20 protein-coding genes and 4 pseudogenes are annotated in these 25956 nt (G+C 50.4%); 9 read left to right on the forward strand and 15 right to left on the reverse strand.

What is annotated here, in order from left to right; translation table 11 throughout:
• Window positions 1-310: 310 nt before the first annotated feature.
• The 3 genes from FA92_RS20160 to FA92_RS20170 all read right to left on the reverse strand — a co-directional run bounded on the left by FA92_RS20160 (window position 311) and on the right by FA92_RS20170 (window position 3923).
• Window positions 311-997, reverse strand: coding sequence for a hypothetical protein (locus FA92_RS20160; RefSeq protein WP_033784911.1), 687 nt, complete (start codon window positions 995-997; stop codon window positions 311-313).
• Window positions 998-1189: 192 nt separating this feature from the next.
• The gene (locus tag FA92_RS20165; RefSeq protein ID WP_081917216.1) at window positions 1190-1720 is read right to left on the reverse strand and encodes a GDYXXLXY domain-containing protein; all 531 of its coding nucleotides are present in this window, start codon (window positions 1718-1720) and stop codon (window positions 1190-1192) included.
• A complete protein-coding gene (locus FA92_RS20170) occupies window positions 1713-3923 on the reverse strand; it encodes a DUF2157 domain-containing protein (RefSeq protein ID WP_033784914.1) in 2211 nt (736 codons plus the stop codon). Before FA92_RS20170 ends, FA92_RS20165 begins: the two co-directional genes overlap by 8 nt.
• Before the next feature lie 381 nt (window positions 3924-4304).
• Between FA92_RS20170 and FA92_RS20180 the strand changes: the two genes are divergently transcribed.
• On the forward strand, window positions 4305-5663 hold the full coding sequence (locus tag FA92_RS20180; RefSeq protein WP_033784916.1) for an esterase-like activity of phytase family protein: 1359 nt from the start codon (window positions 4305-4307) through the stop codon (window positions 5661-5663).
• Window positions 5664-5862: 199 nt separating this feature from the next.
• On the opposite strand, the gene FA92_RS20185 is transcribed toward FA92_RS20180, so the two are convergent.
• The 3 genes from FA92_RS20185 to FA92_RS20195 form a co-directional block, all read right to left on the reverse strand.
• Entirely contained in the window at window positions 5863-6426 is a 564-nt protein-coding gene (locus FA92_RS20185; protein ID WP_033784917.1) for a TetR/AcrR family transcriptional regulator, read from the reverse strand.
• 249 nt (window positions 6427-6675) lie between these two features.
• The gene (locus FA92_RS20190) at window positions 6676-7377 is read right to left on the reverse strand and encodes a glutathione S-transferase N-terminal domain-containing protein (protein WP_033784918.1); all 702 of its coding nucleotides are present in this window, start codon (window positions 7375-7377) and stop codon (window positions 6676-6678) included.
• A 440-nt stretch (window positions 7378-7817) separates the two neighbouring features.
• Window positions 7818-8432: a protein phosphatase CheZ gene (locus FA92_RS20195; RefSeq protein ID WP_033784919.1), complete on the reverse strand. Its 615-nt coding sequence runs from the start codon at window positions 8430-8432 to the stop codon at window positions 7818-7820.
• Between the two features lie 452 nt (window positions 8433-8884).
• Between FA92_RS20195 and FA92_RS20200 the strand changes: the two genes are divergently transcribed.
• Window positions 8885-9310 (forward strand): VOC family protein, encoded by a 426-nt coding sequence (locus tag FA92_RS20200; protein ID WP_033784920.1) that lies wholly within the window; start codon window positions 8885-8887, stop codon window positions 9308-9310.
• A gap of 192 nt (window positions 9311-9502) precedes the next feature.
• Here FA92_RS20200 and FA92_RS20205 read toward each other — a convergent pair whose 3' ends face one another.
• Window positions 9503-10015 carry a GrpB family protein gene (locus tag FA92_RS20205; protein ID WP_033784921.1) on the reverse strand — a complete coding sequence of 171 codons (513 nt, stop codon included), beginning with the start codon at window positions 10013-10015 and terminating at the stop codon, window positions 9503-9505.
• Window positions 10016-11673: 1658 nt separating this feature from the next.
• Between FA92_RS20205 and FA92_RS20220 the strand changes: the two genes are divergently transcribed.
• Window positions 11674-12897, forward strand: a complete 1224-nt coding sequence (locus FA92_RS20220; RefSeq protein WP_033784923.1) for an oxalate decarboxylase family bicupin — start codon at window positions 11674-11676, stop codon at window positions 12895-12897.
• Between the two features lie 280 nt (window positions 12898-13177).
• On the opposite strand, the gene FA92_RS20225 is transcribed toward FA92_RS20220, so the two are convergent.
• On the reverse strand, window positions 13178-13924 hold the full coding sequence (locus FA92_RS20225; protein ID WP_013196030.1) for an SDR family oxidoreductase: 747 nt from the start codon (window positions 13922-13924) through the stop codon (window positions 13178-13180).
• A gap of 136 nt (window positions 13925-14060) precedes the next feature.
• On the opposite strand from FA92_RS20225, the gene FA92_RS20230 reads away from it, so the two are divergent.
• Complete coding sequence (locus FA92_RS20230) at window positions 14061-14963, forward strand: LysR family transcriptional regulator (protein WP_033785161.1); 903 nt, start codon at window positions 14061-14063, stop codon at window positions 14961-14963.
• 247 nt (window positions 14964-15210) lie between these two features.
• Here the strand turns inward: FA92_RS20230 and FA92_RS20235 are convergent, their stop codons facing one another.
• Together FA92_RS20235 and FA92_RS22865 are read right to left on the reverse strand one after the other, a co-directional pair.
• The gene (locus tag FA92_RS20235) at window positions 15211-15537 is read right to left on the reverse strand and encodes a gamma-glutamylcyclotransferase (RefSeq protein ID WP_033784924.1); all 327 of its coding nucleotides are present in this window, start codon (window positions 15535-15537) and stop codon (window positions 15211-15213) included.
• A 125-nt stretch (window positions 15538-15662) separates the two neighbouring features.
• A pseudogene (locus FA92_RS22865) lies at window positions 15663-16234 on the reverse strand (tyrosine-type recombinase/integrase).
• Between the two features lie 497 nt (window positions 16235-16731).
• Here FA92_RS22865 and FA92_RS20240 point away from each other — a divergent pair.
• Entirely contained in the window at window positions 16732-17181 is a 450-nt protein-coding gene (locus FA92_RS20240; RefSeq protein ID WP_033784925.1) for a GNAT family N-acetyltransferase, read from the forward strand.
• A gap of 102 nt (window positions 17182-17283) precedes the next feature.
• On the opposite strand, the pseudogene FA92_RS20245 reads toward FA92_RS20240, so the two are convergent.
• Together FA92_RS20245 and FA92_RS23125 are read right to left on the reverse strand one after the other, a co-directional pair.
• Window positions 17284-17730 (reverse strand): annotated as a pseudogene (locus tag FA92_RS20245) (MFS transporter); the annotation flags it as partial.
• Window positions 17731-17857: 127 nt separating this feature from the next.
• Window positions 17858-18682, reverse strand: a pseudogene (locus tag FA92_RS23125) (LysR substrate-binding domain-containing protein); the annotation flags it as partial.
• A 185-nt stretch (window positions 18683-18867) separates the two neighbouring features.
• Between FA92_RS23125 and FA92_RS20255 the strand changes: the two are divergent.
• From FA92_RS20255 to FA92_RS20265, 3 genes are all read left to right on the forward strand, one after another.
• Window positions 18868-20886, forward strand: coding sequence for a TonB-dependent siderophore receptor (locus tag FA92_RS20255; RefSeq protein WP_239780565.1), 2019 nt, complete (start codon window positions 18868-18870; stop codon window positions 20884-20886).
• Window positions 20887-20900: 14 nt separating this feature from the next.
• Window positions 20901-21905 (forward strand): ABC transporter substrate-binding protein, encoded by a 1005-nt coding sequence (locus tag FA92_RS20260; protein WP_033784927.1) that lies wholly within the window; start codon window positions 20901-20903, stop codon window positions 21903-21905.
• Between the two features lie 258 nt (window positions 21906-22163).
• The gene (locus FA92_RS20265; RefSeq protein ID WP_033784928.1) at window positions 22164-22481 is read left to right on the forward strand and encodes an NIPSNAP family protein; all 318 of its coding nucleotides are present in this window, start codon (window positions 22164-22166) and stop codon (window positions 22479-22481) included.
• Window positions 22482-23331: 850 nt separating this feature from the next.
• On the opposite strand, the pseudogene FA92_RS22870 reads toward FA92_RS20265, so the two are convergent.
• Window positions 23332-23522, reverse strand: a pseudogene (locus FA92_RS22870) (general stress protein).
• A gap of 645 nt (window positions 23523-24167) precedes the next feature.
• Here FA92_RS22870 and FA92_RS23375 point away from each other — a divergent pair.
• Entirely contained in the window at window positions 24168-24488 is a 321-nt protein-coding gene (locus tag FA92_RS23375) for a hypothetical protein (protein ID WP_051926571.1), read from the forward strand.
• Window positions 24489-24546: 58 nt separating this feature from the next.
• On the opposite strand, the gene FA92_RS23510 is transcribed toward FA92_RS23375, so the two are convergent.
• Together FA92_RS23510 and FA92_RS20280 are read right to left on the reverse strand one after the other, a co-directional pair.
• Window positions 24547-24690 (reverse strand): hypothetical protein, encoded by a 144-nt coding sequence (locus FA92_RS23510; RefSeq protein WP_197061521.1) that lies wholly within the window; start codon window positions 24688-24690, stop codon window positions 24547-24549.
• Window positions 24691-24965: 275 nt separating this feature from the next.
• The gene (locus tag FA92_RS20280; RefSeq protein WP_033784930.1) at window positions 24966-25868 is read right to left on the reverse strand and encodes a LysR family transcriptional regulator; all 903 of its coding nucleotides are present in this window, start codon (window positions 25866-25868) and stop codon (window positions 24966-24968) included.
• Window positions 25869-25956 lie beyond the last annotated feature (88 nt).

The raw sequence follows: 25956 nt of genomic DNA on the forward strand, positions 1-25956 counted from the left end.
ATGTTATTTCCTGGTGTGAGAAGCGGATATTTTCCTGAGCCGTCGGCCCTGGTTGCGAGAACAAAATCGAGGAGTATTCACAGACAGTCATGGAACGGCTCTGCCTGGCAGGCTTTATCATCCTCTTTGCGTGTTCATGAATTAAAACCTGCGTCCTGTAGTTTACGGGAACAGCCAGGTAAACGAAAAGATCCTGATTTAGTCTGCTGACGGAAGGTTTAAGAGAAAAACGGACCTGAACGTATGCGGCTATAAGTAAGCTTACACAGATGCAGGCCAAAAATCGTTTCTGACAGGGAATCGCATCGCTTCAGTTAACGCGTAACGGGTAACATTTTGTCCAGTTGTAGTTGATCTTTGCCAGCGTCAGTTCTCCGGCGACCTCCCCAAAATCAACGGCCTGACGTTCCAGAAAATAGTGACGTAAGGTTGCGGGTAAAAAAGCCGCGTTGTAGCGCAGCAGGGTGCTGTGCCAGAAGGGGGGCGGTAATGGGCTGCCCGAATGACGCATCATCAGCTCATTTTTCCAGTCAGAGTTGAGCACCTTTTCGCAGAATGACTGACGCATGGCTACGGCAGGACGTTCAGGGATCCCTGCGAGCAACAACTGACCGGGCAACGCAACGAGCCGGAGATCCCTGATAACGATTTTCTTCGCCTCAAATCCGGTCCAGATAGCCGTCAGCTGATCCACTTTTTCGGGCAACGGCGCGTTTTCGTGATAGAGCGGCAGGGTCAGAGGTAAGAAGGTAAAATGAAAACCGTCTGCTGGCAGAACATCGGCAAGCGGATCATCTCGAGTGAGTTGCTGCAGTTCACGCAGCAGACGTGAGACATCAGAGGACACAGACGGCTGTATGCCTGTTGCGAGAGCGAGTTTTACCGGATCGTAGTAGTTACCTTGCCTGATATCGCCAATGCCTGCATTTTCCCTCCACATCGCAACGGTATTCTCATTTGCAGAACGGTAAATGTTGTGCAGATTCATCGATTCCATATCAGACCTTTTGCCATTTAAATCTGTTTGTCGCTAAGGATATTTCTGACTGACTTTTCAGGCTACCTGATTAATCCGATGGCCGCAGACCTGCGAAGGCATCGTGATGCGCTGCTACAGAAATCCTTTCAGTAAGAATATTTAGTCCGGCTGTCAGTCTGATCTGTGCACATCAGCTTGCGGCTTGCATAGCTAAGGCTGAATCACCTTTCCCTGCTCATTAAGCAGATCTGTCAGGAGAGCTGTGCCATCGTTCCCCACGCGGAATGCCCCGTAGCGTGCCTGCGCGAAACGCTCGCCATGACCTTCCTGAAAGAAATAAGCGTTGGTGCCGACGGTCAGCGATCCGGAGTGTTGATGGTATTTCACCCGTAGCTGATTCGTCTGTAGCGGCTCACCCTGATCAAACCGGGCCTGAGTTGCATGACGCTGCGCATCGAGATCCACAATCAGGGTCCTGCTGGTGGGCAGGCATGGCGATGACCGGGTCGCGCCGCAGGCCACCGCCTGTTGATACAGTGTCTGCTCCAGCGGCCGGGTGAGGGCATAATTCAGGGCCATGTAATCACCCTGCATCAGGGAGCGCGGGTCAACCGGCGCAAGAGGTAAAATCATGACTGCGCCCTGTTTAAGCAACTGCTCTTTTTGCCAGATGCTGACATTAACGGTCACCAGCGCCAGCGCTATCACCGCGCCTGCCAGCCGTCGGCTCTTTTTACGCATTCTCACTCGCACCTCCGGTTTGTGCGGGTAACAATTTTGTGACGACCCACGCCAGCCCCAGCAAAACCAGACCGCCAGCCAGCAGCAACAGCGCTTTATGCAGCAGTATCACTTCCAGGAAGTAATACCAGCCAATGACATAGAGCACCAGGAACCCGTTACTGACCACCAGCAATCCCGGACTTCCCAGATAACGCGCCATCAGAATCAACCATAAGCCCAGCCCGATACCTGGGGCGTAAAGGGCGGCAGCCCCGCAGATAACGGCGGCGGGCAGTGTGATTATAGAAAACAGCGGCTGACCGCTTCTTTTCTGACTGAGCGTACTCAGCACTACACCTGCCGCAATACCGGTGCCTGTCGCAGACTGAAGCATTGAAAACTGCGCAGAAGACAAGAAGAAATCCATGAGAACCGCCGCGTTTATTCCGAGGAAACTCAGCAGCATCAGACCCGACGGGATGCCATACAGTAGCGGATGTACGGCGTCAGCATAGGATCCTGCCAGTAATTCCAGCTGATGGCTGACAATCCACAGCCATAAAAACATTACCGCAGCCACCAGCAGGGAAACAGCAATGCGGCCTGCCGTTGGCGACAGATAGAGCAGGGAAAGTAAATAGCCCGCCAGCACCAGAAAAAAAGTCAGGGCAGTGATGGCCATAAAGCGGTAAGTGCGGTCAGGCATCGCCACCGCCATCGCTGTAAGAATCGGTAATGCGCACAGTGAGCTCAGCATCATAAAGCTGACGTCATTGCTCTGGATTTGTAACACAACGCCGAAAACCAGACCGCACGTCGCCGCAATGGCCCATGCCAGCCCGAGGTGATACTTACCGTCACGATCGCTGCGTAACAGGCCGCGGGCAATCACGGCGAGGACCAGTGAAGGCAGGATAAGGGTGACAGCATTCTGGTCATCGAGCAGGTCGGTGGAATAGAGCACCAGCGCCATCAGTAACAGAGTAATGATCGCGGCGACCCAGCCTCCGACGCTCAGCGCCAGCCTCAGATACCAGGGCAGGTCCGACGCGTGACCGCGTTGCTGAATCTCCCGTATCTGTGCGTCGCTCAGCAGGCCCTGCTGACGAAGGCCGTCTGTCAGTAAGGTCAGCCTGGCCGGAGCCAGATCGAGCGGTCCCTTTTCAGCCAGTTTGCGCTGCCACTTCAGCAGGATCGAACCATTTGCCGCTACCCAGAAAATCATCAGGACGCCGGTCAGGTACAGGTCAGCCGTAACATAGGCCACCAGAAATAGCTGCATGATCAGCGCGCAGCCCACAACCGTCAGGCTGGCGATGCCCAGCGTCAGCATGCAGAGATCCACATGGCGATAACGGTACAGGTAATAGCCTGCCAGCAGGGTGACCACCCAGCCGCCCGTCACTAACGTAAAATGGTTAGCACCGTGCCCGTCAGAGATATTTCCGGCCACGATGGCGGTCAGTAGCAGCAGTAAAAATCCGGCCATGACGCGTGAGAACCAGCGGCTTGCCAGCCAGCTCTGAGGGTGATGCGTTATTGCCTGCCAGGCCAGAACTTCCCTGATAATCAGGCAGGCTGCCAGCAGCGCCAGATAGCCGTGCAGCACTGTCGTCGGGAGCCAGAAGAAGCTGTCAGTCACGGCAAGGTCCAGCAGTGACATGGGCAACGTGGCGGTGTAATAGAGCTGGAACGCCAGATTAGCGACCAGCCAGCTGCAAAACCACAGGCTGTTTTGCCGGGCAATCAGCGCCAGCGGCAGAAGAACGTATAACCATGCCCGGAATAGCTCCCAGCTATCCGCACCCGTTTGATAAATCTGCCCGTAAAGCGCAAACAGCGCACCGAAACTTAATCCTGCTGCCAGCAATGCGCTGCGTGCCAGCGTGCTGTGCCAGCGCCACCAGACCACTACCGCCAGCGCGACGATCAGCAGTTCGGCCAGGGCAAATTTCGCCATCTTCGGCATCCAGGCCCAGTTCCAGGCAATAAAAAACACCGCACCTGCAACCAGTGACAGTAATCCCAGAAAGCAAAGTACCGGGATAAGAAACTGACGCCACTGCGCATCTGAGGGTCTGATACCACAGAAAGCAAAGATGCGCTGGCAGGTCTCCGGGCTCAGGCTTCCTGTTTTGACCAGATGCCCGATTTGACGGCAAAGATATGCTGCCGTTCGTGATGGCATCCCGGTTATCTTATCGGCCGTAATCTCCCTCATATTTTCCCTGCCTCTGTTTGCGGTATGACTTTAATGATGACGTTAACCACGGTTCTTCCCTGTGATGGCGCTTTGATGAGCGGCAGATAATTTTGCTGAACAAATGTAAACATCTTTTCCGGGATATAACAGCGTAAATCAAAGGCGGGGAGTGAACGCTGCGCGATCTGTCGCATTGTTATGATCGTGAGCATCGTTAACCAGAAGCCCCTCAGTTTACTGATGTCCTGATACGGACCGTATTGTCTGAACAGACAGTTTCATCCCGCTTACCTCACGGGAGAATAATCACTCGTTTCACCTTCAATGTTTCCCGGTGATTTCATTTTTCTGTCATTTTTATTCTCTAGGCTCGTTTCTTTCCTTAACGGATATAAAAATATGAAAATAAAAGCGATTTCTCTGGTTATCAGTTGCGCACTCTCTTTATCAACGCTAGCGGCACAGCCAAATGTCGAACGTTACATCGTCAGTTTCCCCGAAGGAACGCGCGTGAGTTACAACGGTGCCTTCGCCACCGCATTTCCTCAGGGTCTGCCGGTGGGTATCGGCTCTGGTTTGCTGTTTACCGGTAAGCAGGGGGATACGCTGACCTTTGTTACCGTCACCGATCGCGGACCCAATGCCGACTCGCCTGATGTGGGAAAGAAAGAGGCAAAAATTTTCGTCACGCCGGACTTCGCCCCGCTGCTGATGAATATTCAGGTGCAGAACGGCAAAGCCGAGGCCACAGATGCCCGACCGTTGCATGACGACAAGGGCAACGTTAACGGATTGCCGTTGCAGGATGGCGTCATCGGATCAACCAATGAGGTCGCGCTAAGCGATACGCTGAAAGCGCTGCAGGGCGATAACCGTGGTCTGGATACGGAAGGCATTACGCCGGATGGCAAGGGCGGATACTGGCTGTGCGATGAGTATGGTCCGTTCCTGATTAACGTAGATGAGCGCGGTAAAATCCTGGCGATTCACGGGCCGCAGGCCGCCGAAGGGGAGAAATCCATCGCGGGCGGTCTGCCGAACATACTCAAATGGCGTCAGCCAAACCGTGGCTTTGAGGGGATCACCCGCATGCCCGATGGGCGTATCATCGCCGCGGTACAGAGCACACTGGATATCGACGGTAAAAGTAAAAAGCAGGCGCGCTTTACCCGCCTGGTGAGTTTCGATCCTGTGACCGGGAAAACCGCAATGTATGGATATCCGATCGACAGCGAGGCTTACAGTAAAAACAGTGACGCAAAAATTGGCGATATCGTGGCGATCGACAATCAGCATATCCTGCTGATCGAACAGGGCACCGACAAAAACGATGTGATGCGCAACCTTGTTTATAAGGTGGATCTCAGCCCCGCTACCGAGCTTTCAGCATATGATAAGCCAGGTGAATTTCCCGAGTCTGACGACGAGGAAACGCTGCTGAAACGCGGCATAAAGTTCGCCGCTAAAAAGCTGGTGGTTGATTTACGTCAGCTGGGCTGGCAGCAGGAGAAAGCCGAAGGGCTGGCGCTGATCGACAATAAAACGCTCGCGGTCACTAATGACAATGACTTTGGCGTGAAAGCGGTGATGCAGAATCCGGTTGAAGGTAAGAAGCGTAAGGATTATCGGGTGACGGAGCAGGGGGCGCTTACGGTGGATGACAAGCCGGTTGCCACGACCATCGGGCTGAAGCCGCTGAAGAAACCGGAGTCAGACAGTGAGTTGTGGATTATCACACTGGCGGAATCGCTGAAATAAATGCTTTCCTGATCCGAAGCTTCACCCCTTCAGCGCAGGTGATGATGCGACACGGCGTAATACATTTGCTCTTGCCGGTCGCGCATTGAGCCAAAGGCGAGAATCCTGAGTGGAAAAGTACAGGCGCTACCGGCCGCCGCTTCGCATTGGCGCGCATTCAGCAAGCTGGATGTCAGCTGAAGTGAGTTGTTGAAAGCGGCTATGCCGGCAGAGGTCCGAAGGCGCGATATGAATCCACCAGTGAATCGAAAAGCGAGATATCGGAGCGACTTCTGGCAATAAGCTGGGCACCGGCAATGGCCGTAAAAATTGCACGTGCTCTGGATTCACTCTCCTCTGATTCGCACACCTTTGCCGCCACCAGAAGCCTGTTCAGCCATGCAATGTTGACATCAGCAAACTTCTGAATCTCTTCGCTCATCTCAGGGGGTAAGGTATCTTTTTCCGCACCCATAAAACTGCCCAGGCAGAGACGATTGTCGGCCTCCAGCGATCTTCGAAATATTTCAGGAAAGCGATGCAGAGCATCAATCGGAGAGGGGCTTTCTGATTCGATTATTTCCAGCGCGAGCGTACCGTCCTCCCAGTATCGTCTGGCAACCGCAGTGCCCAGAGCGGCCTTGCCTGGAAAATGGTAATAAATACTCGCCGCTTTAATACCCACTTCCTGGGCGAGGTCGCGGAAATTCAGACCATTGTAACCCTGGGATTGGGCAATTTTTTTGGCCGCCAACAAAATGGCTTCCCTGGCGTTGACGCTCATCTTGATGCCTTTGGTATTGGGATAATCTCTTAAACTGGGAACGCTAATTTACAGCAAACGCTTACCGGGTGACAGGCAGATTGTCAGTAAGCGCAGTGAGTTCAATGCGTCCAGGATGCTCAGGCAGATGTTCGCTCCATTAAGATTCAGCAAGCGACATCGACAGCCGACGCTTTCCGGAAAACCGTGCTCACCGGGAAAGTCAGCAGATAACGATCCCGGTGTACCAGCATTTCCAGTAAGAGCGGATTACCGGGCTGGCGAATCCAGCTCAGGAATGCCGCTATTGCCATCGGCGTAGGCTGCCTGGAAAGCGGGACGTTTAGTCCAGCGCTGCCAGTACGCATCTAAGAACTCAAAACGCTCGTCCAGTGGGGTGGCATTGACCGGGAATTTCGAGAAAGCGATCGCGGTTGCCAGCGTAATGTCTGAGAAGGTCGGAGCATCGCCGCCGAGCAGCCATTCGCGACCGTCTGACAGATGACTATTGACCAGAGCGGCATGAGACAACGCTTCCTTACGGCAGTGTTCGCCCCAGGCCTCATTTTTGGTCAGTTCCAGCTTGAAGCCGAGCCCGGTGTGCAACACGTGGAATGCGGTAACGATGCGGTACAGGATATGCACCCACACCCGGTTATCCCACATATTATCCAGACCCTGTTCCAGCGCGGTCTCCCCCATAATCCTGCGCCCCGGATATTCCTGATCAAGATAACGAACGATAGCAGCCGTTTCGGAAATATAACTACCGTCAGCCAGTTGAAGGGTAGGCGTCTCGCCCCACGGGTTCATATTCAAATGACGCCAGCCACGCTGTTCTCCTCCAGGAGACATGTCATAGATGGTCTCGGCAAACTGATCAGCGATGCCCTTTTCATGCATGAACAGACGCAGGCGCTGTGGGTTCGGAAAGGCCGAAGGCGAGGTGAAAAGCTGAAGTTTAGCGGTCATGGTCGATCCTGTGGGTTGGTGGCTGAGTTGCCTAACAATCGTTAGGTAGATAAACCTTAGCTGCAAGATCGACCCACGTCAATGCCTACCTAACATTTGTTAGGTAAATATTCTGGCAGTCCACCTGGTCGGTATGACATCTCAACGCAGGCTGAGCTGAAGGCAGGAACAGGATGACACAGGAGGGTTGAACGAATGCAGATGACGGGTGTGGAACAATGCAAAAGGGTATTCAGGTGCAGTGCTATTCCGCGAAGGCCATGGGGTGAGATGGTCGCAGTCAGGTCTGCCCCTGCAGCCGACGGGTGTCGGCATCTTAACGGGTTACGAAAACAGGCGGGCGCTACGAGCGGACGCTTAGTAACTCATCTGTTTTCAGTAAGAACGCCGGATTACCCTGATATTTATTGTCAGTGCTATCCGGGTTTCTTTCATTCGGTTTACATTCCCAGGCTGGCCAGCAGGTCGTCTACATCATCCTGACTGGCAGGGGTTTCTGATGGGGCGGCGGGTTTAGACGGCGCACTGGCCGTGCCATGTGAGCCGGTGTTATCACGGATAACCTGTATCAGCTGCTGCTCAGCCTGATTCAGCACGGCCATCATCGCCTGAACTATCTGTCCGGTGAGATCCTGGAAGCCCTGTGACATCATAATTGCGTGCAACTGCTGTTGTGTCAGAACCGTGATACGAGGGACCTCATCCAGCAAGGCCGCGGTATCCACAGCTAGTGCCTGAGCCTGTTCTTTGTCCGACGGATTCCCGGAAGCGGCATCCCAGCGTTGTGTGAGCTTCTCCGCTTTTTCGCCCAGTTCGGTTTGCAGAGGCTGCGTGATCTCTACGCTGTTGATGACGCCCTCTGCGGCTTCACGGGTCATTGTAACCACATAACCCAGCCTTTCACGGGCGTTCGGGATACTTCCCGCCACATCGGCAATGGTTTTATCAAGGCCCAGCTGTTGCAGACTGTCGCGAAGCTGCCGCAGGATGTAGCCAGCACGTGCCGTAATCTCGGTAATTTCCTGCTGCTTACTATGGGTGTCGAATGGTGACATGGATGCTGTTTCCTGCGTACGAAGTTTCGATACCTGAGGTTATCGGCAGCGTCCGGCGGTTTATTAAATTTCCTGTGATTTTTCCCTCAGAACAGACGTATCAGAATGTTAAGAAGACGCCTCGGCGCTGATGTTGTCAGGTCTGGAAAGGGAAAATGTGGCTGAATATCTGTGTTCACACCGCGGGCTGATATGCCTGGAGCATGATGCCAGCGGTTACGTTTGTTTTGATCGGGAAGCGGACTTCAGTTGTGGTTCTACAGCAGAGAACGTTACCGTCAGCAAAGTCACTTATTGAACAACAGAGGGCATGCCAGCTGCCGCCATTAATAAGGTGCTTTTGATAGCCGGTGCTCTGATTTAAAGCGGAAAGTGGCGTGTCAGGTAAATATTCATTGCTGCTGTGAACGGTATAGTATCTGTTGAGACAAACGGCGAGAGGTTGTAATCAAATGCTGACGTATATCACGATGGGTACAAATGACCTTCAGCGATCCGAGGACTTTTATGACGCTATTTTTAACGTCCTCGGCTATTCGCGACAGCCAGCCTGGACAGAGGGCTGGGCAATGTGGGGAGATGACAATAATCCGGATAAGGGGTTCAGCTTTTGTATTTGCCCTCCCTTTGATGGACATACCGCGACGGCTGGAAACGGAACCATGTTCGCATTCAGTGCAGATAACGCGGAGCTTGTCAGACGCTTTCATGCAGCCGGCCTTCTTGCGGGTGGAGAGAATGAAGGCGCTCCAGGCACACGAACCTTATACGGCCCCGACTTTTATGTTGCCTATCTGCGCGATCCTGACGGGCATAAGCTGGCATGCGTTTATCGGGGTTATTCTCCTGAAGCGGATAACTACACAGTCGAAGAATAGTTACCCCATTTAATAAAATTTCACGATTTTCAGCGATGACAACTCAGCCGTGGACTCCAGCATTTACGGCGAAAAATCTCAATTAAGTTTACGGCTGGCGCAGTGCGATTCCGGCATAAAGCGGAGATACCAGCAGGGTGAAGTCTGCTGAAGGATAAAAGGGGACATGACATCCTGCAATGAACTCATTCCTTATCGTTCTGACTCAGCCTGGGCCAGACGTAAATGATGTGCTATAAAGTTTGCCTTGAGCGCGCTGTAGCGATGAGCATCGTTCCTGCTGAGTCGTGCTGCCGAGTGTTTCAGCTCAGCATACATCCCTGCGATGTGAGTGTTTTTTCGTAAGTAATCGCGGAAAACAAGATGTCTTGGTACCTGCATATCGCCACTAGCAAATGCATGCACCTGATGACTTCGCTGTTCGCCACCCTTAATGAAATATCTGCGCCCTGACATCCCATTCTCACCGCGGATAACATAACCGGCGTGGGCCATTGCACTATTGTATCTATCCAGTTCATGGATGTCGGAGACTTCCAGCAATATGTCGATAATGGGTTTTGCTGAGAGACCAGTCACGGATGTGCTGCCAATGTGATGGATATCTTTAGCCACACCACCGAGCAGTGTCTTTATCAGTAACCTTTCCGCTTCAAACATCTCAGGCCATTTATCATCGTATGGCACAACTATAACCGTCCGCATAAACACATGTCCTCAGCCCTGAGTATGCAGCTCACCCGTGAACCTCTGTGCCTGCCGCTGGCGTTCCCTGGTGAAAAAACAGCATCCACTGGCCTTCATCTGAACAAATCCTGTAAGAGGAACGTAATGAAGGATGGCTGCCATCAGCGCAAAACGTCCGATAGTGAAGCAGCGCGCTATCGCAGCCCATCTCCGTGAGCCGGAAATCGCTGCTGAGAATAAAGGGTGCATCCTTCTCACTCAGCAGCGCCGTAATGGTCTCTGATCGGTTGACCATTACACCTGATCGGGTGATTTCCCGGAACGCAGGATGAAGAATCAGCTCAAGCCACTCCCGATCGTTTCGCCTGTCACCATGAAGGCTGCACTCAAGTAATCTGAGCTTTTCAAGGAGCATTCTGCTTATCCTCAAATGATCATGGCGGACGTCTGAATGACTACAACAGTACGCCTGCATCTTAACTGCCGATGCAGGCAATTTCTGATGTACATAGTGTCTGCAAAGAGCGAACATCGGGTACGATTATAAGCATTGTGTGAGAATTAACTGGAAGCAGATCAATCTCACCAGGTTAAGTTAAGCAACATAGTAGTGGAAACCCAAACAGGATGTCATTTCATTGAATGTATGAGTCGTTTTCCGAATCTCGTCTCATAAGATATTCGTCATGAAAATACCCTTAGCGTAAAGCGCAGCAGTATCAGTGGCCCAGTTAGTGAAACCGTACGACAGATAGAGTGCATACGCGGCATGATTCGTTGTGACGACGGAAAGCTTTATAGTTCTTACTGAGCTTGCAGCTTTCTGCGCAGCCTCCATTAGCCCTGATGATAGTCCCGATCCCCTCATCCCGGCACGGACATACATCCCCCAGATAGTAGCGACATGACTCAGCTTTGGTGAGGTACTGAAGCTCAAACCAATCAGGCCCTGTATGGTGTTGTGAAGGTCAAATCCACCGAAAACATAATTGGTTCGCAATTTTTTCAGCAAAGAATGGTGCTGGCTTCTGGCTCCAGTCTTCGTAGGACGCGCCAAAAGCGTCCGGATGAAGGAGCAATGCTTCCAGTCTAACTCTTCTGAAATCTTCTGGATCGCTCTCATTAATTCGACGCACCGTAAATGCTTTCACTTCAGGCTCTCTCCGGTCTTAAATTTTCACTTCCACTAGATAGCTCAATTTAACAAGAGTTTTGCACCATGTTTTTATAAATACCACGTCATTAATGTCCGCTAAGAGCGAGAAGCGGACTTCGTTGTCTGGGGTGTAATCAGGGAGAATAATGCAGCCCTCAACAACCGTACGCCTATCTGAGACCGTGTGTGAGAGCTTCCGAAGACTCAGGCCTTATCAAACCGCTTAATTCGTAAAAATTCTTATCAATAGTTACTCATTAATGGGGAAAAGAAAATCATAACGGCACGCATTATTTGACGATAAGTGCTTTGTTTTTCAGGATAAGACCCTTATAACTATACTGCTATTAAACAACATCAAATTTACTTAATACTTTCACTAATCTTTACTATTGATGAGCATTCTACCCCTTTCCTCAGTGTTACAAAGTTGTTATTCCCTAAGCTTTGAGCCCGTTTATAACTTCAGAGCGGTAATAAAAAAAAGCCGTATAAAAAAATATTCTGAGGAGGGATGGATATGAAATCACTGACAAGACGACACTTTATGGCTTTTGCGGCAGGTGGCACTGTCGCGCTTGCAGCTGGTCAGGCCATGGCACATGACAACAGCGTAAAGACGTTTCCGGCAGGGACCGAAGCTGGGGGACGGGATCCCGGCCCCCATGATCCTACCCGTGAGGCAGAAAATCCGGACATTTTAAATCCACCCGACACAGACAGCGGAACGCTGCCAAATCTTCGCTTTTCTTTTAGTGATGCACATGTTCGCAAGGGAAGCGGTGGCTGGACGCGTCAGGTGACACAGCGGGAGTTGGGCATCTCTACCACAATCGCGGGTGTGGACATGCGTCTCAATGCCGGAGGTATCCGTGAACTGCACTGGCATAAAGAGGGGGAGTGGGCTTATATGACTTACGGCAACGCGCGGGTTACCGCTTTTGACGCCAGCGGAGGGTGGTTTGTAGATGATATCGCTGCAGGTGATCTATGGTATTTTCCACCCGGTATTCCCCACTCGATTCAGGGGCTCGGTCCCGATGGCTGTGAATTTTTACTGGCTTTTGACGACGGAAATTTTGATGAGGACAGCACTTTTCTGCTGTCAGACTGGTTCAGGCATGTTCCCCCGGACATTCTCGCCAAAAATTTCAAGGTACCGGTATCTTCATTTTCGCACCTGCCCTCGCCTGATGATGAGTACATTTTTGCTGGCAAGATTCCGGGCAGCCTGGAATCAGATAGCATTAAAGGCGCGGCGAAGTCGAAAACCCGCTTTACACACAGGATGCTGGCACAGGAGCCTGTACGCGCACCGGGAGGAACCGTCAGGATCACAGATTCGTCCAATTTTCCGGTTTCAAAAACGATTGCCGCCGCACTGGTGGAAATTGAGCCGGGCGGACTGCGGGAGCTGCACTGGCACCCTAACAATGATGAATGGCAGTATTACCTTAAAGGTGAGGGGCGGATGGGGGTCTTTGCATCATCCGGTCAGGCAAGGACTTTCGACTACCGCGCCGGAGATGTGGGATATGTTCCTTTTGCTATGGGACACTACATCGAAAACACCGGTAAGGGGCCACTACGTTTTCTTGAGCTTTTCAAAAGTGATCATTATGCCGATATTTCACTTAACCAGTGGCTGGCCAGTACACCTCCTGATCTTGTCCGGCAACACCTTCATCTGGATGAGGAGTTTATGAACATGCTTTCCCTTAAAAAGGACCCGGTAGTGAAGTAACCGGGCCAGTCTGAAGCAATCAAAAAAGATGCTGACATGTCCATATTTAAACTAAAGTGTCCGCTTCTGGCACAAAGCGGATATACGTGCTGCAAGCTCCGCTGTGAGCGAAAAGCGGAACTCTGTATTTACCCTCACCACGGGCTTATTACAAAGCTGCACCAGGGTTGATTAACCAGGAGCAGGACATTGGATAGACATCTCAGACGCCAAATAGAATGAAAGCCCGTCGCTATAAAAGGAGACGGGCTTGATTAATAGTAGATATTATTTTTGGGGCTTAAATCAAAACGCCGCCGTCAATGATGATTTCTGAACCAACAGTCCAGGCAGACTCATCAGAGGCGAAGTAAAGCACTGCTTGCGCTACTTCCTGAGGCTTACCAAAACGACCTGCAGGAATGGTTGCAACGATATCTTTCATTACCTGATCATGATATTCGACCGGTATCCCCGCCTTATCGTAAAGCGGTGTGTCAACAGGGCCAGGGCTCACTGCGTTGATACGGACCCCACGGGAAAGCAGCTCATTAGAAAGTGTTTTCGACATGTTCAGTAATGCTGCTTTCGTTGAGCCATACACAGAAGAATTCACGGGGCCTGTGTGAGCATTTACTGATGTATTAAAGACCACCGATGCAGAGCTGGCGAAGACGGGCAGCAGAGCCTGCATCAGGAAGTAAGGGCCTTTGACGTTGATATCATAAATGCGGTCAAACAGCTCCTCTGTCCATAGTTCAATTGGCATATACATCGATATGCCTGCATTCAGGAAAGCGATATCAAGCTCACCAAAGTGTTCCTTTACCGCCTGAGCCAGCGCTTTTTGTGCGGTTACATCAGCGGAATCAGCGCTTACTACTAACACTTCATTACCCAGTTCTGCTTTTGTCTTTGCAATTGAATCCGGGTTTACCCCGGTAACAATAACGCGGGCACCTTCTGCAATAAACAGCTTCGCTGTTTCAAGACCAATACCACTAGTTCCGCCTGTGATCAGTGCGCGCTTACCCTGTAATCTGGACATCTTAAAATCTCCTGCTGGATTTAACGACGGATCAGAGAATGACCGACAGGGAGAAAATATATGCTCATGCAAACTGAGTGATAAGATTGTATATTTGAATATATTTCATGCTTTAAAAGCATAGATGGGCAATAAAATGGATAAACTACTTTTGATGACATGTTTTGTCCGTACTGTTGAAAGAGGCAGCTTTTCCGCTGCTGGCAGGGATTTAGGTTTAGGGCAACCGAACATCAGTCGTCATGTAGCAAACCTCGAAGAACATCTGCAGACCAGATTACTTCACAGATCGACCCGCAAGCTCTCATTAACGCCTGAAGGAGAACGTTATTATCTGGAAGCAAGGCGAATTCTTGAAGCCGTCGAAGAGTCAGATTCTTCTTTCAGAGAAAATGTCAGTCCAACAGGGCTGTTACGCGTTGCCTGCCCTACAGCACTGGCTCATACATTCTTAGTACCGCACATCCCGGTTTTTTTAGAACGCTACCCTGAGCTGGAACTTGACCTGCAGATTAATGACCGCTATATCAATCTTGTTGATGAAGGGGCTGAACTGGCAATACGCATTGGCCACCTGGAGGACAGTGCTATGCGTGCCCGCAGGCTTGGGATGTTTGTGCGAGTCTGTGTTGCCAGTAACAAATACCTGGCTAAACACGGAACCCCTGATACACCAGAAGATTTAAAAAAACATGATTGTTTGATTTATACCCTGCTGACGACAGGAGCCACCTGGAAATTTCAGGATATCAGTGTTCCTGTTTCTGGCCGGCTCAGGGTCAATTCACCTGAAGCAATACAGAAATTTGTCAATGCAGGGACTGGGATCGCACAGGGTCCGGAATGGTTGTTCAAAGAGGGACTGGAAAATGGCGAATTACAGTTATTGCTGACTGATTACACTGCTTCGCCCGTTCCCATCCAGGCCGTTTATGTTGCCAATCGACTTTTGCCAAAACGGGCGACTGTATTCATGGATTTTGTAGCTGAAATTTTTGAAAAAAATCCCGCCTTCAAGGCTTACAATTCGGTGAAATGAAACTGAGATACCTGAGATAACTTAACCCTCAGTAAAATTCAGTCATTCTCAGGAGGTTTCTCTTAACCTCAAAATCGCCTGGGAAGAGCGCGATGGCACGCGGTTTAACTATGCTCAGGCAGTACCCAGCGTCCGCTCCTGACACACAGCAGATTACATGCAGTCAGGCGTCCGCTATGAGCAAGGAGCTGACGTTATAAAAGGGTTTTTAGAGAAGGTAGCCCGCTGATTAGCGGACTTAATGCCATTATTTTTTTAACATGTAAATGTATGAACTGGCGGTTTCCCCATCACTCATAGTAACCTTAACAGGCACGCGCTCATATTGACTACCTTCAAATTCATCAAGTACATCCCAGTGATGCTGCAGATTATCTGACGTAAAAAGGAATTCTTGCACGCGATTGCCTGAGTTATCCAGAATAATACCGGGATAGCCCATTTCGGCTGCCCAACCTTCATTGATGAGGGAGCCTGCGACATGCCCTTCGCGCCATGTACCACCTATCTTTTCGAGAATATGAGCGTTAGGACGGCCTGGCCCCAGCGTTCCATAAACAAACAGACTTTCCATGCATCCTCCTGTTGAAAAACAATAATCAGAATATCTCACTATAAATTTTTTTTTCCACAGTTAATGCGAGGCAAATTCATAAATGTCCGCCTCTGGCACAGGGCTGCTGTTGCAGCCCCCACAAATTAAACTTCAATAGACTCAGATATCTCCAGTGCATCATCCACTTCATACCGAGATAACGGACTGTACTTTCGAGTTTTTTGTGACCAAACTGTAGCTGGATCACTCAAAGATTCTTCGTTTTTTTATAGATCAGATATGGCTTGGTTCTTCGCATAGAATGCCTACTGTACAGAGTCCCGTTGAGATTCAGCGTATCAATCCATCCATGAAAAATACGGTTATATTGCCTGGCTGAGATATGCCGTGAAGAACCAATGCGGGACTGGAACAGATAGTCGCTATTACGCAGATGAGCCATTTTGATCCATGCTGCTACAGCCTCTCTTGTTCCCTTAGTCAGTTCAAACTGAACGGGGCTTCCCGTTTTTTGCTGCAGCACTGTCGCTCGGCCCGAAACAGAGTGCCCACAGGCCACATCAGAAACTTTTAGCTTAATCAGATCACTGTCCCGAAGTTTACTGTCCAGAGCCATGTTAAGCAGAGCTAAATCGCGCACTTTTACTTACAGCTCAAGTCTGATACGGATTTCCCAGATATGAGAGATCTGAAGAAGCCGTTTCTGGCCAATAATACCGTCCTTATTCCAGCGGGGATGTTGTCATGCTCAATCTCCTTTGGGTTAGGGGATGTGATTATGGTTGTTTCATATGAGCGAACAGCGCACATAAGAGTGATATGTCGGGAAACATTGAAATGAAAATCAAAAAACGGATGCCATTTCCAGTGAGAGAAAACAATTGCCAGACCTGCAATCAGCCAATGAGTAAAATACCAGACACATTGAATTTAGACTGTGGTGGAGATTGTTTAAGTTGCATGGCCTGGCATGGTGATCCAGACGCAATAAAGGTGGTTGAGAGACTTACTGGCGAAAAAGTTGATGTCTGTGGACATCGATAACGTTCATGTGAGATTGAAGGTCGCTATGATCAAAAAGCGGACGTAAAGGCATGTCCGTTCAGGCGATTATGCTGCAAGCTATCTACTCAGCATCATTATTTGAAGGATGACGTTTTTGTCATCATCTGCTTTCTGGCCTGACGAATATTATTTGAAAAGGATACTGGCATGATAACAGTAGAGAAATCAGATCCACTTTCTCCAGACTCTCGTCACTTAATAGAAAAACTGTCAGCAGAACTCGCCTCTATTACCGGCGATAGTGGCAAAAGCAACTTCACAACAGACTCAATAAATGAGTACAGAGCTTTGTGGGCACTGGCACGGGACAGCAGGGGAAAAGCGATAGGATGCGGAGCTGTTCGACCGTTAACTGAAAATATAGCTGAACTTAAAAGGATGTTTTCGGACCGTAGCTTTCCCGGTATTGGTAACGCCTTGCTTACCTTCCTGGAAGCAACCGCGAAGAGCATGGGATATAACGAACTCTGGCTTGAAACGCGCCATGTTAACCGTAAGGCTGTAAATTTCTATGAGAAAAACGGATACATACGCATAGAGAATTACGGACCATACGTAGGTCGGAAAGAGGCGGTCTGTTTTGCGAAGTCCTTGTAAGGCTGACATAAATTTGTTCAACCTAAGCTCGGCATGCTCCTTGCAGCTTTTAGACCGCGTATCAAAGTCTGCTTCTGGCACAAAGCGGACACAGCACTCATGTCAGTATTCTATGTTATCGTCTCTGGAATCAGTACTGGCCGTAGCTGAATCAAAGGCCTTATGGCCCAGCATGACCCAGACAGTAATCGCACAAACAAACGTTAGTGCAGCCAGGACCTGAAATAGCAATGAATATGCATTGTCATAACTGACCTGGACTACCTCACACGGCACGCCGGTTAGAAGGGTGATGGCCTGCTGAATATTACCGCCTCCCAGCCAGGATGCTGCAAGGTGAATCTCCTGTGGCGAAAAACCATGCACGGTTTTGTTAAGATTCAGATCGTTCATCTCAGTGAGAAACGCGGATACTATCGCAAGAGCAATACCCTCTCCTGCAACACGAACGGTGTTGAACAGGCCCGCCGCCATACCTGCCTTTTCAACCGGAACGGAAGAAATGGCCAGTCCATCCATCAGTCCCCACGGTAATCCCGCTCCAGCCCCCGTTACGTATACCTTCAGTTTGCCTGCGGCAGAACACCTTTGCTCAAGTCAAAAAATGAACTGGCATGTACAATAGTCATGCTGTGTGTACGGTTACAGCAGACAGGCCTTATTGAGCGAGCCTTGCTCAGGAAATCTTTTTTTCGTCAATATTAAGGTATTTCAGGTTCTCCTCAGGAAGCTGAGGGATATGGCGATTAAGCCAGTTCAGCAGTATTTCAACATTCTGCTTTACGGGAGAATTTTCCGGCCACACCAGATAATATCCGTCACCGGTTGCCACCGCCTCCGTGACAGGAAGTGCTAGCAGACCACTTTTTAATGCCTCGCTGCTCAAAAGCAGGTCACCAACAGAGACGCCATGTCCGCTCAGGGCGGCAAGGTTTCCCTGCTCCAGCGTATCAAATACTTTTTCGCTACTGATGCTGAGCCCCTTGAAACGCCCGGTTCTCTACAGCCACCTCCGCCTGTCACGACGGTCCGGGGAGGGATGGATAAGGTCACAGTCAGGAAGAAACTTCCTTGCGCTGACGAGCATCGCAGGAGAACAGACCGGTATCAGCCACTCGCTGAAAAGCAGCCTGCTCTCTGTACTCTCCCCAAAATGACCGTTGCCGAGCAGAATTGCACAGTCGTAAGGTTCGCGGCTGAAGTCCACCTCGTCCATATCCATCCAGACGCTGGTTATCTCGATTCCGGGAGTGGTGTGGTTTTCACGGAAATTGTTGAGCACGTCCAGAAGCCATCTCATGCTAAGCGTAGAGAGAGCTTTGAGACGCAAAAACTGACTGTGGCTTCTGAAGGCATTACAGGCCCGCTCTATGCCCATGAACCCCTCGGTAGGCTGACCGGCCAGGGTACGACCCGCCTCGCTCACTCTTACGCGCGGCCCGTTTCGCCTGAAAAGTTCACAGTCAAACCACGCCTCAAGTGTTCGGATGTACTGGCTAAGGGTCGATTAAATTACAATAATCGTTATATAATCCTCAATACAACGATAAGTGGCTGTGCCTGCCCCGTCGACAGTGTTCTGGAAACTTCATGTTTATTAAACGTCCGACCCTGGTGAAAACAACGTTCACCAGCGCAATGTTATTGTCTGCTTTTCCTGTGTATGCCGCGAACGAACAACCAGCCATGACCGTTAACGCTCTGTCATCCGACGCACTTGCCGAAACCGATAAGAAAGCAACCCTGGGAAACCTGGGTGCCCAGGAAGTTCGTAACACCCCGTGGTCAGTTCAGACCATTCCCCCCCAGCTTATGAAACGGCAGCAATTTAAAAGTGTGAGCGATCTCTACCGCTACCTGCCTTCCATTCAGGGAGAGGGGGCTCGTCCTCAGACACGTGGTATGCAGGGAAGCGTTGTTCAGAACAGTATGATTGATGGGCTCAATGTCGTGTCGACCACGGACTATGCAGCCGAACAGTTTGACCATATTGAAGTGCTCAATGGCCTTGCTGGCGCATTATATGGCCCGGCCAATCCGGCGGGCTTATTCAATTTTGTCAGCAAGCGTGCCAGTGACACACCTCAGAGAAGCTTCACCCTGGGGGCCGGTACAGGCCCGACTCATCAGGTCGCGGGTGATTTCAGTGGTCCGGTGGATGCAAATGACCGGCTACGTTACCGGCTGAATATGCTGGATGATGAGGGCAATGGCTATGTCAGCGGCAGTAAGAAGCGGCGTCAGCTTTTCAGTCTGGGACTGGATGCGACCCTGAGCGACCAGACTGTGCTTGAAACTAATTTCAGCTATTACCATTTTTATGAAAAGGGTCTGCCGGGGAAATTTGCGCTGGGTAAAGGCTTAACATTTCCCGCATCGCCAGACCCGAAAACAGCACACCTGGGGCAATCCTACGCGGGAAATGATAACCACACGCTGACTGCCGGTGTCCATCTGAAGCATGATTTTGATGGCAACTGGCTCGGTGAAGTCGGCGTGCTGCGTCAGATCGCCGATCGCGAATCGACTGCTGTGACTAATACGTTTACCAGTAACCGTGGCGATTACACGACCACGACGTCATCAGCGACAGCCAGCCGCTTCACGATTAACAGTTACATGGCTGACTTAAATGGTGAGGTTGATACTGGTCGTATTCATCATCAGATAGCCACCGGCGTGCGGGGCTTTGTCTGGAAAAATTACAACCCGCGAAATGGTGGCACTTTAACATTGGGCAGCGCTTCGCTGGACAATCCACAGGCGTTCAATGAGCCTGATTATCCTGATTTCACCCATCGCTACCATTCTGCAACAGCCACCCAGCACGCTTTTCTGCTGAGCGATACCCTTCAGTTTTCTCCACAATGGAGCGTACTGTTAGCGGGCAGCGAAAGCCTGCTCAGCTCATCCAGCTATGCCAGAACGGGCCGCCGAAGCAGTAACGCCTCAGACAGTGGCTTTAGCAGCTCTGCCAGCGTGATCTACAAACCAGTCGATCCGCTGACGCTTTTCGTGACCTACGCCGACAGCCTGCAGCAGGGCGACACCGCACCCGCTACCGCCAGTAACGCCGGAACAATTCTGGCTCCATACCGGAGTCGCCAGATCGAGATGGGCAGCAAACTGGCTATTGATAAGCTGCTGCTTACTGCCGCGCTGTTTGAGATTAAACGTCCATTCGCTTATACCAACGCCAGCGGAGATTACGGGGTGGATGGTGAGCAGCGTAACCGCGGCGTTGAACTGTTAGCCGATGGGGATGTCACCGATCGTCTGCACCTGTTCGGCGGCATGACCTGGCTGGATCCCCGCCTGGTGAAAACGGTCAGCAGTCAGACTGCTGATAAACAGATCGTGGGTCTGCCACGTTACACGGCCAGCCTGTTCGCGGCCTATGACTTACCGATGTTCAGCGGCACGGATATTCACGGTGGCATTCACTATGTGGGACAGCGCACTACTGATAATCAAAATCAGGGCTGGGTAAGCAGTTACACCACACTGGATATGGGGGCGGCATATCAGACTCGTCTGTTTGAGACCGCTACAACCTTTCGTCTTGATGTTACCAACCTCACGAATCGGCACTACTGGACCAATATAGTGCCGGGCGGTCTGAACGGCTACAGCGGTGCCGGTTATGCCAGCGCCTCTCTGGGGGAACCGCGCATGGTGCAGGTTTCCATGCAACTTAGCTTCTGACGGGGTAGTTAAAAATGAAAAGCCTGCAATGGGCAATACCGCTGCTGATAGTCAGTGCCCTGGCGTCGGCTCAGACAGTGACTGACGACAGTGGAAACCGTGTAGAGATAAATAAACCTGCCCGGAACATTGCCGATGCCTGGTTTGCCCATCACTCTCTGCTCATGACGCTGGGTGCCGGCGATCGCATCGTGGCAACTGTAAACCATCCTGCAGATCGACCATGGATGTTTAAAGTGCAGCCATCGTTAAACCGGGCGCTGCAGGCGCATGGCAGGACATTTAACAGTGAAGCGCTGGTAGCGCGAAAGGTTGATGCCGTTTTCGTTCCCGCCAGCGACCCTGATGCAGGCTCCTATCGTCAGGCTGGTCTTCCCGTGCTGGCAATGAATTTTGATGATTTTGACTCGATGAAACGCTCGCTCATCACCACGGCTCAGGTGGTCGGCACGCCAGCCGCGGCAGCCCGCGCGCAGGCATACAATCACTATCTGGATAATCAAATTGCAAATATTCAGGCTAAAACGGCGTCACTCACGGACATACAGCGTCCGCGAGTACTGCATATCCAGTCGTTGCATCCGCTGAAAGTGGATGGCCGCAATACCCTGATTGACACCTGGATCAGGCTTGCCGGCGGCCGGAATGTAGCGGCATCTGTTAATGGCAACATGCGGCCTGTTTCTCCGGAGGAAGTCATTCGCTGGAACCCGGATGTGATAATCATCGGAGCCGAAGCGGGAACACTGGCAGACTCAGAATTCGGGACGCTGTTTGCCAGCGTAAAAGCCGTGAAGCAGCGCCAGGTCTGGCAGAATCCATCAGGTGTATTTCCATGGGATCGTTATGGTACTGAGGTCGCACTGCAGATCCAGTGGGCGGCAAAAAAGCTGCATCCGGCGCTATTCTCAAAGCGGGATCTGCGCAAAGCCACACAGGAATTTTACCGGACATTTTACGATTATCCGCTCAGCGCAAATGATGCGCAGCGTATTCTGCAGGCTTTGCCTCCTGAATAAGGCAGACAGTTATCAAAGCCAGTGCCAGTAAATTTGTCATCTTCGTAATTGATAAATGACACCTTTTTTTCTCATGCCACATCGAAACCTGTCAGGAGGATAAGCATTACTCCTGACAAATATCAACCGTGTGTACAGGACTTGCTGCTTTAAGCGAGAAGCGAACAATCAGAATTGATACTATTTTATTGCAGGCGCTGTGATGAGAACTTTGAATAGTGTATAAAAACAGCGTGTTATTTCACATGAGGGAAGAGAATGATCACTTGTCACGTCAGATATGTTATTGATCCATATCAATTAAGCGATTTCGAGAATTATGCTTTAAACTGGATGGAAATTGTGGAATCTATGGGTGGCATCCATCATGGGTATTTCCTTCCATCGGAAGGTGCAAATAACATAGCCTACTGTTTGTTTAGCTTTGATAGTCTGGCGCAGTATGAAGAATACAGAGTAGCCATTTTAAGTAAGGCTGAATGTGTCAAACTTTTCGATGAAGCTAACCAAAAAAAGTTCATCCTTAGCTACGAACGCAGTTTCATGAAGCCGTTGCTATCTGATAAACAGCATTAACCTGTTATAAGATGCTGTGAAATAAATAGACGAGTTAAGCCAGGTGAAACTGCTCTACTCAAATAATATCCGTTTCTGGCACTATGCGGACATGCGTATGGCGTAAGGTCATCGATGAGAGATGAGCAGATATCAAAATGATAGCGGCAAGCAAATTCAGCCAAATTAAACGTAACGTAACAGCCCAGCCAGGAATTCCTGGCATGGTCAGCAGACAGGAGTAAACAAAAGGTTTTAAAGGTAAAAAAAACCGCCGTTAAGGCGGTTCAAAGAGGATTTCGTGACTTTTCTTTTATGGTAATCGAGCGGAGCCGCCGCCGATTGGCCTTAATGATAAAAGGCTTCAACAGGACAACAAGCGTAAGCGGGGATTTTATTTTTTCGGCAGACAGTGTTGGATTTTGAGGCACCAAAGCAAAACCATCTCAGCGTCCGGGTACACCGAAGCGATATTTGACCTATCCTGTATATCAGCTCTGCCAGACAGGAAGAGCGCCCACCGCTGACGGCTATGCATGTTCAAAAAAGAAGTAGAATGTCTGCCCGATAAAATAATGGGTGAAGCCGTTATCATGTTGCTTAATGAGGGAGGACCCATAACCTGCGCTCAGCTGCATCTTAAGCTCCGCTCCTTCATGCCCCTCACAGAGGAAATAGTGCGCGAGGCTGCAATACAGGTCGCTGTCCGAAGTGTCCGGACAGCCATTCTTAAGTGCGAAGGCACAATACGATCGCAAGCGTCAGATATGCTCTGAACTAAGTACAATATATCTCAACTGCCGGGAATTCTGATTTAACCGCATGGCCATGTTCCAATGTTGAAAAGCCCTCCGGATGCAGGCTTTTTTCATCAAACATCAGGAAGCAACTGCGTCTGAACGCCTTTTTTTCTTACCAGATCTCCTTTGAGGCCCGCTTCACTGGCTCGCTCAGGGCTATTGTGAAATTCCCTCCGATTAACTAACCACATTTCCGTCCGGCCTCTGCCGCGCGCTCCGGATTCTCAGCAAAATTACCGGCTCCAACACGTTTTGCTGCCATAAAATCTTCACTTTGGGTTAAGTATTATCATCTTTAAGTATAGGAGCCGCCGTTCTTCTGGCCGTTTTACAGCAATCTTTATGAAGGTATGGAAAGACTGAAAAAAACGTTATTTTCATTAATGTTACAGTGAGGTGCTTTTTGCCTCACGCGAATTTACCCTCCGGATTCAAACCGTGTGGTTTCGAGATTTTTAAATCTTTAAGCGTTTTTTGGATTTCGCATAAAAAAAGATCTGCTTATTGCGCATAAAATTTAATAGCAGACAGCTCAAAAAATCATACATCTTCACCAGCGCCATTCAGCCTTAGACAGCAGGCCTCATGCATCCTTCGACTTAATAACATCACACGATGCCATCAATATTTGCTCCTGGCACAATAGAGACTTAATGAGACTCACACGCACAATAGTTGATCTCGCAGAATGCTCATCACCCCTATGGTGGTGGAATAAAAGATGCGCCCAGGCTGGTGAAACATCGGGCAGACTGGTCCCACTCTGTTACACTCAGGGCAGGTATGATTTCACAGTTTCAGTCAGGTCAGAGCTGCTACTGAAATCAGACAAAGGTTATAGCCGCTCAAGAGCAATACTGCTTGTCCGCCGCGACGGACTTTACCGCCAGGCAACAGGAAGTTTGATATGTTCAGAAGTGAAGAAGAAAAGATCAATATCGTTATTGGCGAAGCAATATTAACACTGCTTGAGGACGAAGATGTCTTCAGCGCTTTCACCCTCTCCCGACAGCTTAAACAGATGCTTGAGGTGGAGACAGAGGCTGCCCGTCGCGAAATCATCAGACAGGCAATCAGGCAGACCAGCAGGCTTCTCGCCACAGCCCTCTGTTTCGGTAGTTGCAGTACTGAAATAAAGCGAGTTCACGCGAGTTTTCTTGCCAGCAGAGTATCGGGCACGGGTGTTTATCCGGTTTTTTATCGCACCGATTACGTTCTGCCTTACTAAGTCAGTGTACCCGGTGACTCAGCATCCGACTCGCCCTTGTGCTGTTTTCCCGCACACGTCAGTCCGTAGTGCTTTTGCTAAGCAGTTCCAGTGCATTTATCAGTTCATCTTTCCCTACCGTGGCTTTCTGGCTGAGCAGCCTGCGGGCCATGCTACCAATGAGATCCAGTGTTTTTTCATTGTAATTCTCGCCCGAATCCATTAATCCTCCGTTAAATGAACCAGCTGTAAATATAGCATTGTGTCAGACGGGGGAAGGTAGCAGTGTCCGTAACGGTGAGCTTATAACTTCATAAGCCCCGAGAATCAAAGAGAGCAGATTTCAGGCAGCGATTCAAGCCTCGTTCGCTTTTGGCACAAAGCGGACGCTATCCGGCCCAATGTCCGCTATGAGCGAGGAGCGGACGTAAGGCCTGAACCGCCCGGATTTGTTCACTTACTGCTAATCCGTATTGCCCGTTGGCCGAATAAATAGGGTTAATTCAAGGCAGACGTCACGGTTTTAACGGTGTCAATGAACAACCGCAGTGCAACGGGCATATGGCGATTTTGCGGAAAGTAGAGTGCGAGGCCCTGCGACGTAATTGTCCAATCTTCAAGTAACCTAACCAGCCGTTTTGTGTCGAGACCCTGCCGGGCGTAGGGCTCTGGCACATACGCTACACCTAGTCCTGCGACAGCCGCTTCTACCATCAACGCGCTGTTGTCTAGGGTCAGACTGCCTGGCACATCCAGCGCAAACTGTTGCTCATGCTGCTTATATTCCCAGTGGTAACGTTTTCCGCCCGGCAGACGCTGGCGCAGACATGCATGTTGCATCATGTCCCGCGGATGGCAGACTTTCGGACGCCCGCTCAGGTATCCAGGCGATGCTACGGTAACGAAGCGCAGAGGGCCACTCAGCGGAATTGCAACCATATCTTTAGGGACATTTTCAATCAGCCTGATGCCCGCATCAAACCTCTGCGCGACGATGTCCACCAGTTGTCCCTGTGCGACTAAATCAATCTCAATCCCCGGCTTTTGCTGGATAAAGGCTGGCAATACCGTTTCCAGCAGAAGGCTGATTGCCGCATCGCTGGCGCTAATGCGCAGCGTACCGTAAGGCTGCTGAGCGCTGGCGGTGACGTCATTCAGTAGTTCATCCATTTCCGTCAGCAAGGGGGTAAGACGCGCAATCAGCATTTCACCTGCTTCGGTCATCGCAACGCTACGTGTTGTGCGATGGAACAACTGCACACCAAGTGTCGCCTCCAGCCCTTTGATCATATGGCTAAGCGTTGAACGTTTAAGTCCGAGCACTTCAGCAGCGCGACTAAAGCTGCGCTGTCCGGCAATGACTTTTACAGCCTGCAGTTCATTCCAGGAAGGTCGCTTCATTGTTGGATATTTCCCACCACCCCATTCTTATTTATGGAGATTATGCCACCAATAATCCGGTTTATGATGTTATCCGCCTTATTAAACG

It is taken from the genome of Pantoea sp. 9140, from assembly GCF_000745295.1.
Taxonomy (GTDB): Bacteria; Pseudomonadota; Gammaproteobacteria; order Enterobacterales; family Enterobacteriaceae; genus Pantoea; species Pantoea vagans.

What these genes read in the sequence shown, in the direction of transcription:
- FA92_RS20160 (WP_033784911.1), bottom strand. Translation starts at nt 997, where the DNA reads ATGGAATCGATGAATCTGCACAACATTTACCGTTCTGCAAATGAGAAT.
- FA92_RS20165 (WP_081917216.1), bottom strand. Translation starts at nt 1,720, where the DNA reads ATGCGTAAAAAGAGCCGACGGCTGGCAGGCGCGGTGATAGCGCTGGCG.
- FA92_RS20170 (WP_033784914.1), bottom strand. Translation starts at nt 3,923, where the DNA reads ATGAGGGAGATTACGGCCGATAAGATAACCGGGATGCCATCACGAACG.
- FA92_RS20180 (WP_033784916.1), top strand. Translation starts at nt 4,305, where the DNA reads ATGAAAATAAAAGCGATTTCTCTGGTTATCAGTTGCGCACTCTCTTTA.
- FA92_RS20185 (WP_033784917.1), bottom strand. Translation starts at nt 6,426, where the DNA reads ATGAGCGTCAACGCCAGGGAAGCCATTTTGTTGGCGGCCAAAAAAATT.
- FA92_RS20190 (WP_033784918.1), bottom strand. Translation starts at nt 7,377, where the DNA reads ATGACCGCTAAACTTCAGCTTTTCACCTCGCCTTCGGCCTTTCCGAAC.
- FA92_RS20195 (WP_033784919.1), bottom strand. Translation starts at nt 8,432, where the DNA reads ATGTCACCATTCGACACCCATAGTAAGCAGCAGGAAATTACCGAGATT.
- FA92_RS20200 (WP_033784920.1), top strand. Translation starts at nt 8,885, where the DNA reads ATGCTGACGTATATCACGATGGGTACAAATGACCTTCAGCGATCCGAG.
- FA92_RS20205 (WP_033784921.1), bottom strand. Translation starts at nt 10,015, where the DNA reads ATGCGGACGGTTATAGTTGTGCCATACGATGATAAATGGCCTGAGATG.
- FA92_RS20220 (WP_033784923.1), top strand. Translation starts at nt 11,674, where the DNA reads ATGAAATCACTGACAAGACGACACTTTATGGCTTTTGCGGCAGGTGGC.
- FA92_RS20225 (WP_013196030.1), bottom strand. Translation starts at nt 13,924, where the DNA reads ATGTCCAGATTACAGGGTAAGCGCGCACTGATCACAGGCGGAACTAGT.
- FA92_RS20230 (WP_033785161.1), top strand. Translation starts at nt 14,061, where the DNA reads ATGGATAAACTACTTTTGATGACATGTTTTGTCCGTACTGTTGAAAGA.
- FA92_RS20235 (WP_033784924.1), bottom strand. Translation starts at nt 15,537, where the DNA reads ATGGAAAGTCTGTTTGTTTATGGAACGCTGGGGCCAGGCCGTCCTAAC.
- FA92_RS20240 (WP_033784925.1), top strand. Translation starts at nt 16,732, where the DNA reads ATGATAACAGTAGAGAAATCAGATCCACTTTCTCCAGACTCTCGTCAC.
- FA92_RS20255 (WP_239780565.1), top strand. Translation starts at nt 18,868, where the DNA reads ATGACCGTTAACGCTCTGTCATCCGACGCACTTGCCGAAACCGATAAG.
- FA92_RS20260 (WP_033784927.1), top strand. Translation starts at nt 20,901, where the DNA reads ATGAAAAGCCTGCAATGGGCAATACCGCTGCTGATAGTCAGTGCCCTG.
- FA92_RS20265 (WP_033784928.1), top strand. Translation starts at nt 22,164, where the DNA reads ATGATCACTTGTCACGTCAGATATGTTATTGATCCATATCAATTAAGC.
- FA92_RS23375 (WP_051926571.1), top strand. Translation starts at nt 24,168, where the DNA reads ATGTTCAGAAGTGAAGAAGAAAAGATCAATATCGTTATTGGCGAAGCA.
- FA92_RS23510 (WP_197061521.1), bottom strand. Translation starts at nt 24,690, where the DNA reads ATGGATTCGGGCGAGAATTACAATGAAAAAACACTGGATCTCATTGGT.
- FA92_RS20280 (WP_033784930.1), bottom strand. Translation starts at nt 25,868, where the DNA reads ATGAAGCGACCTTCCTGGAATGAACTGCAGGCTGTAAAAGTCATTGCC.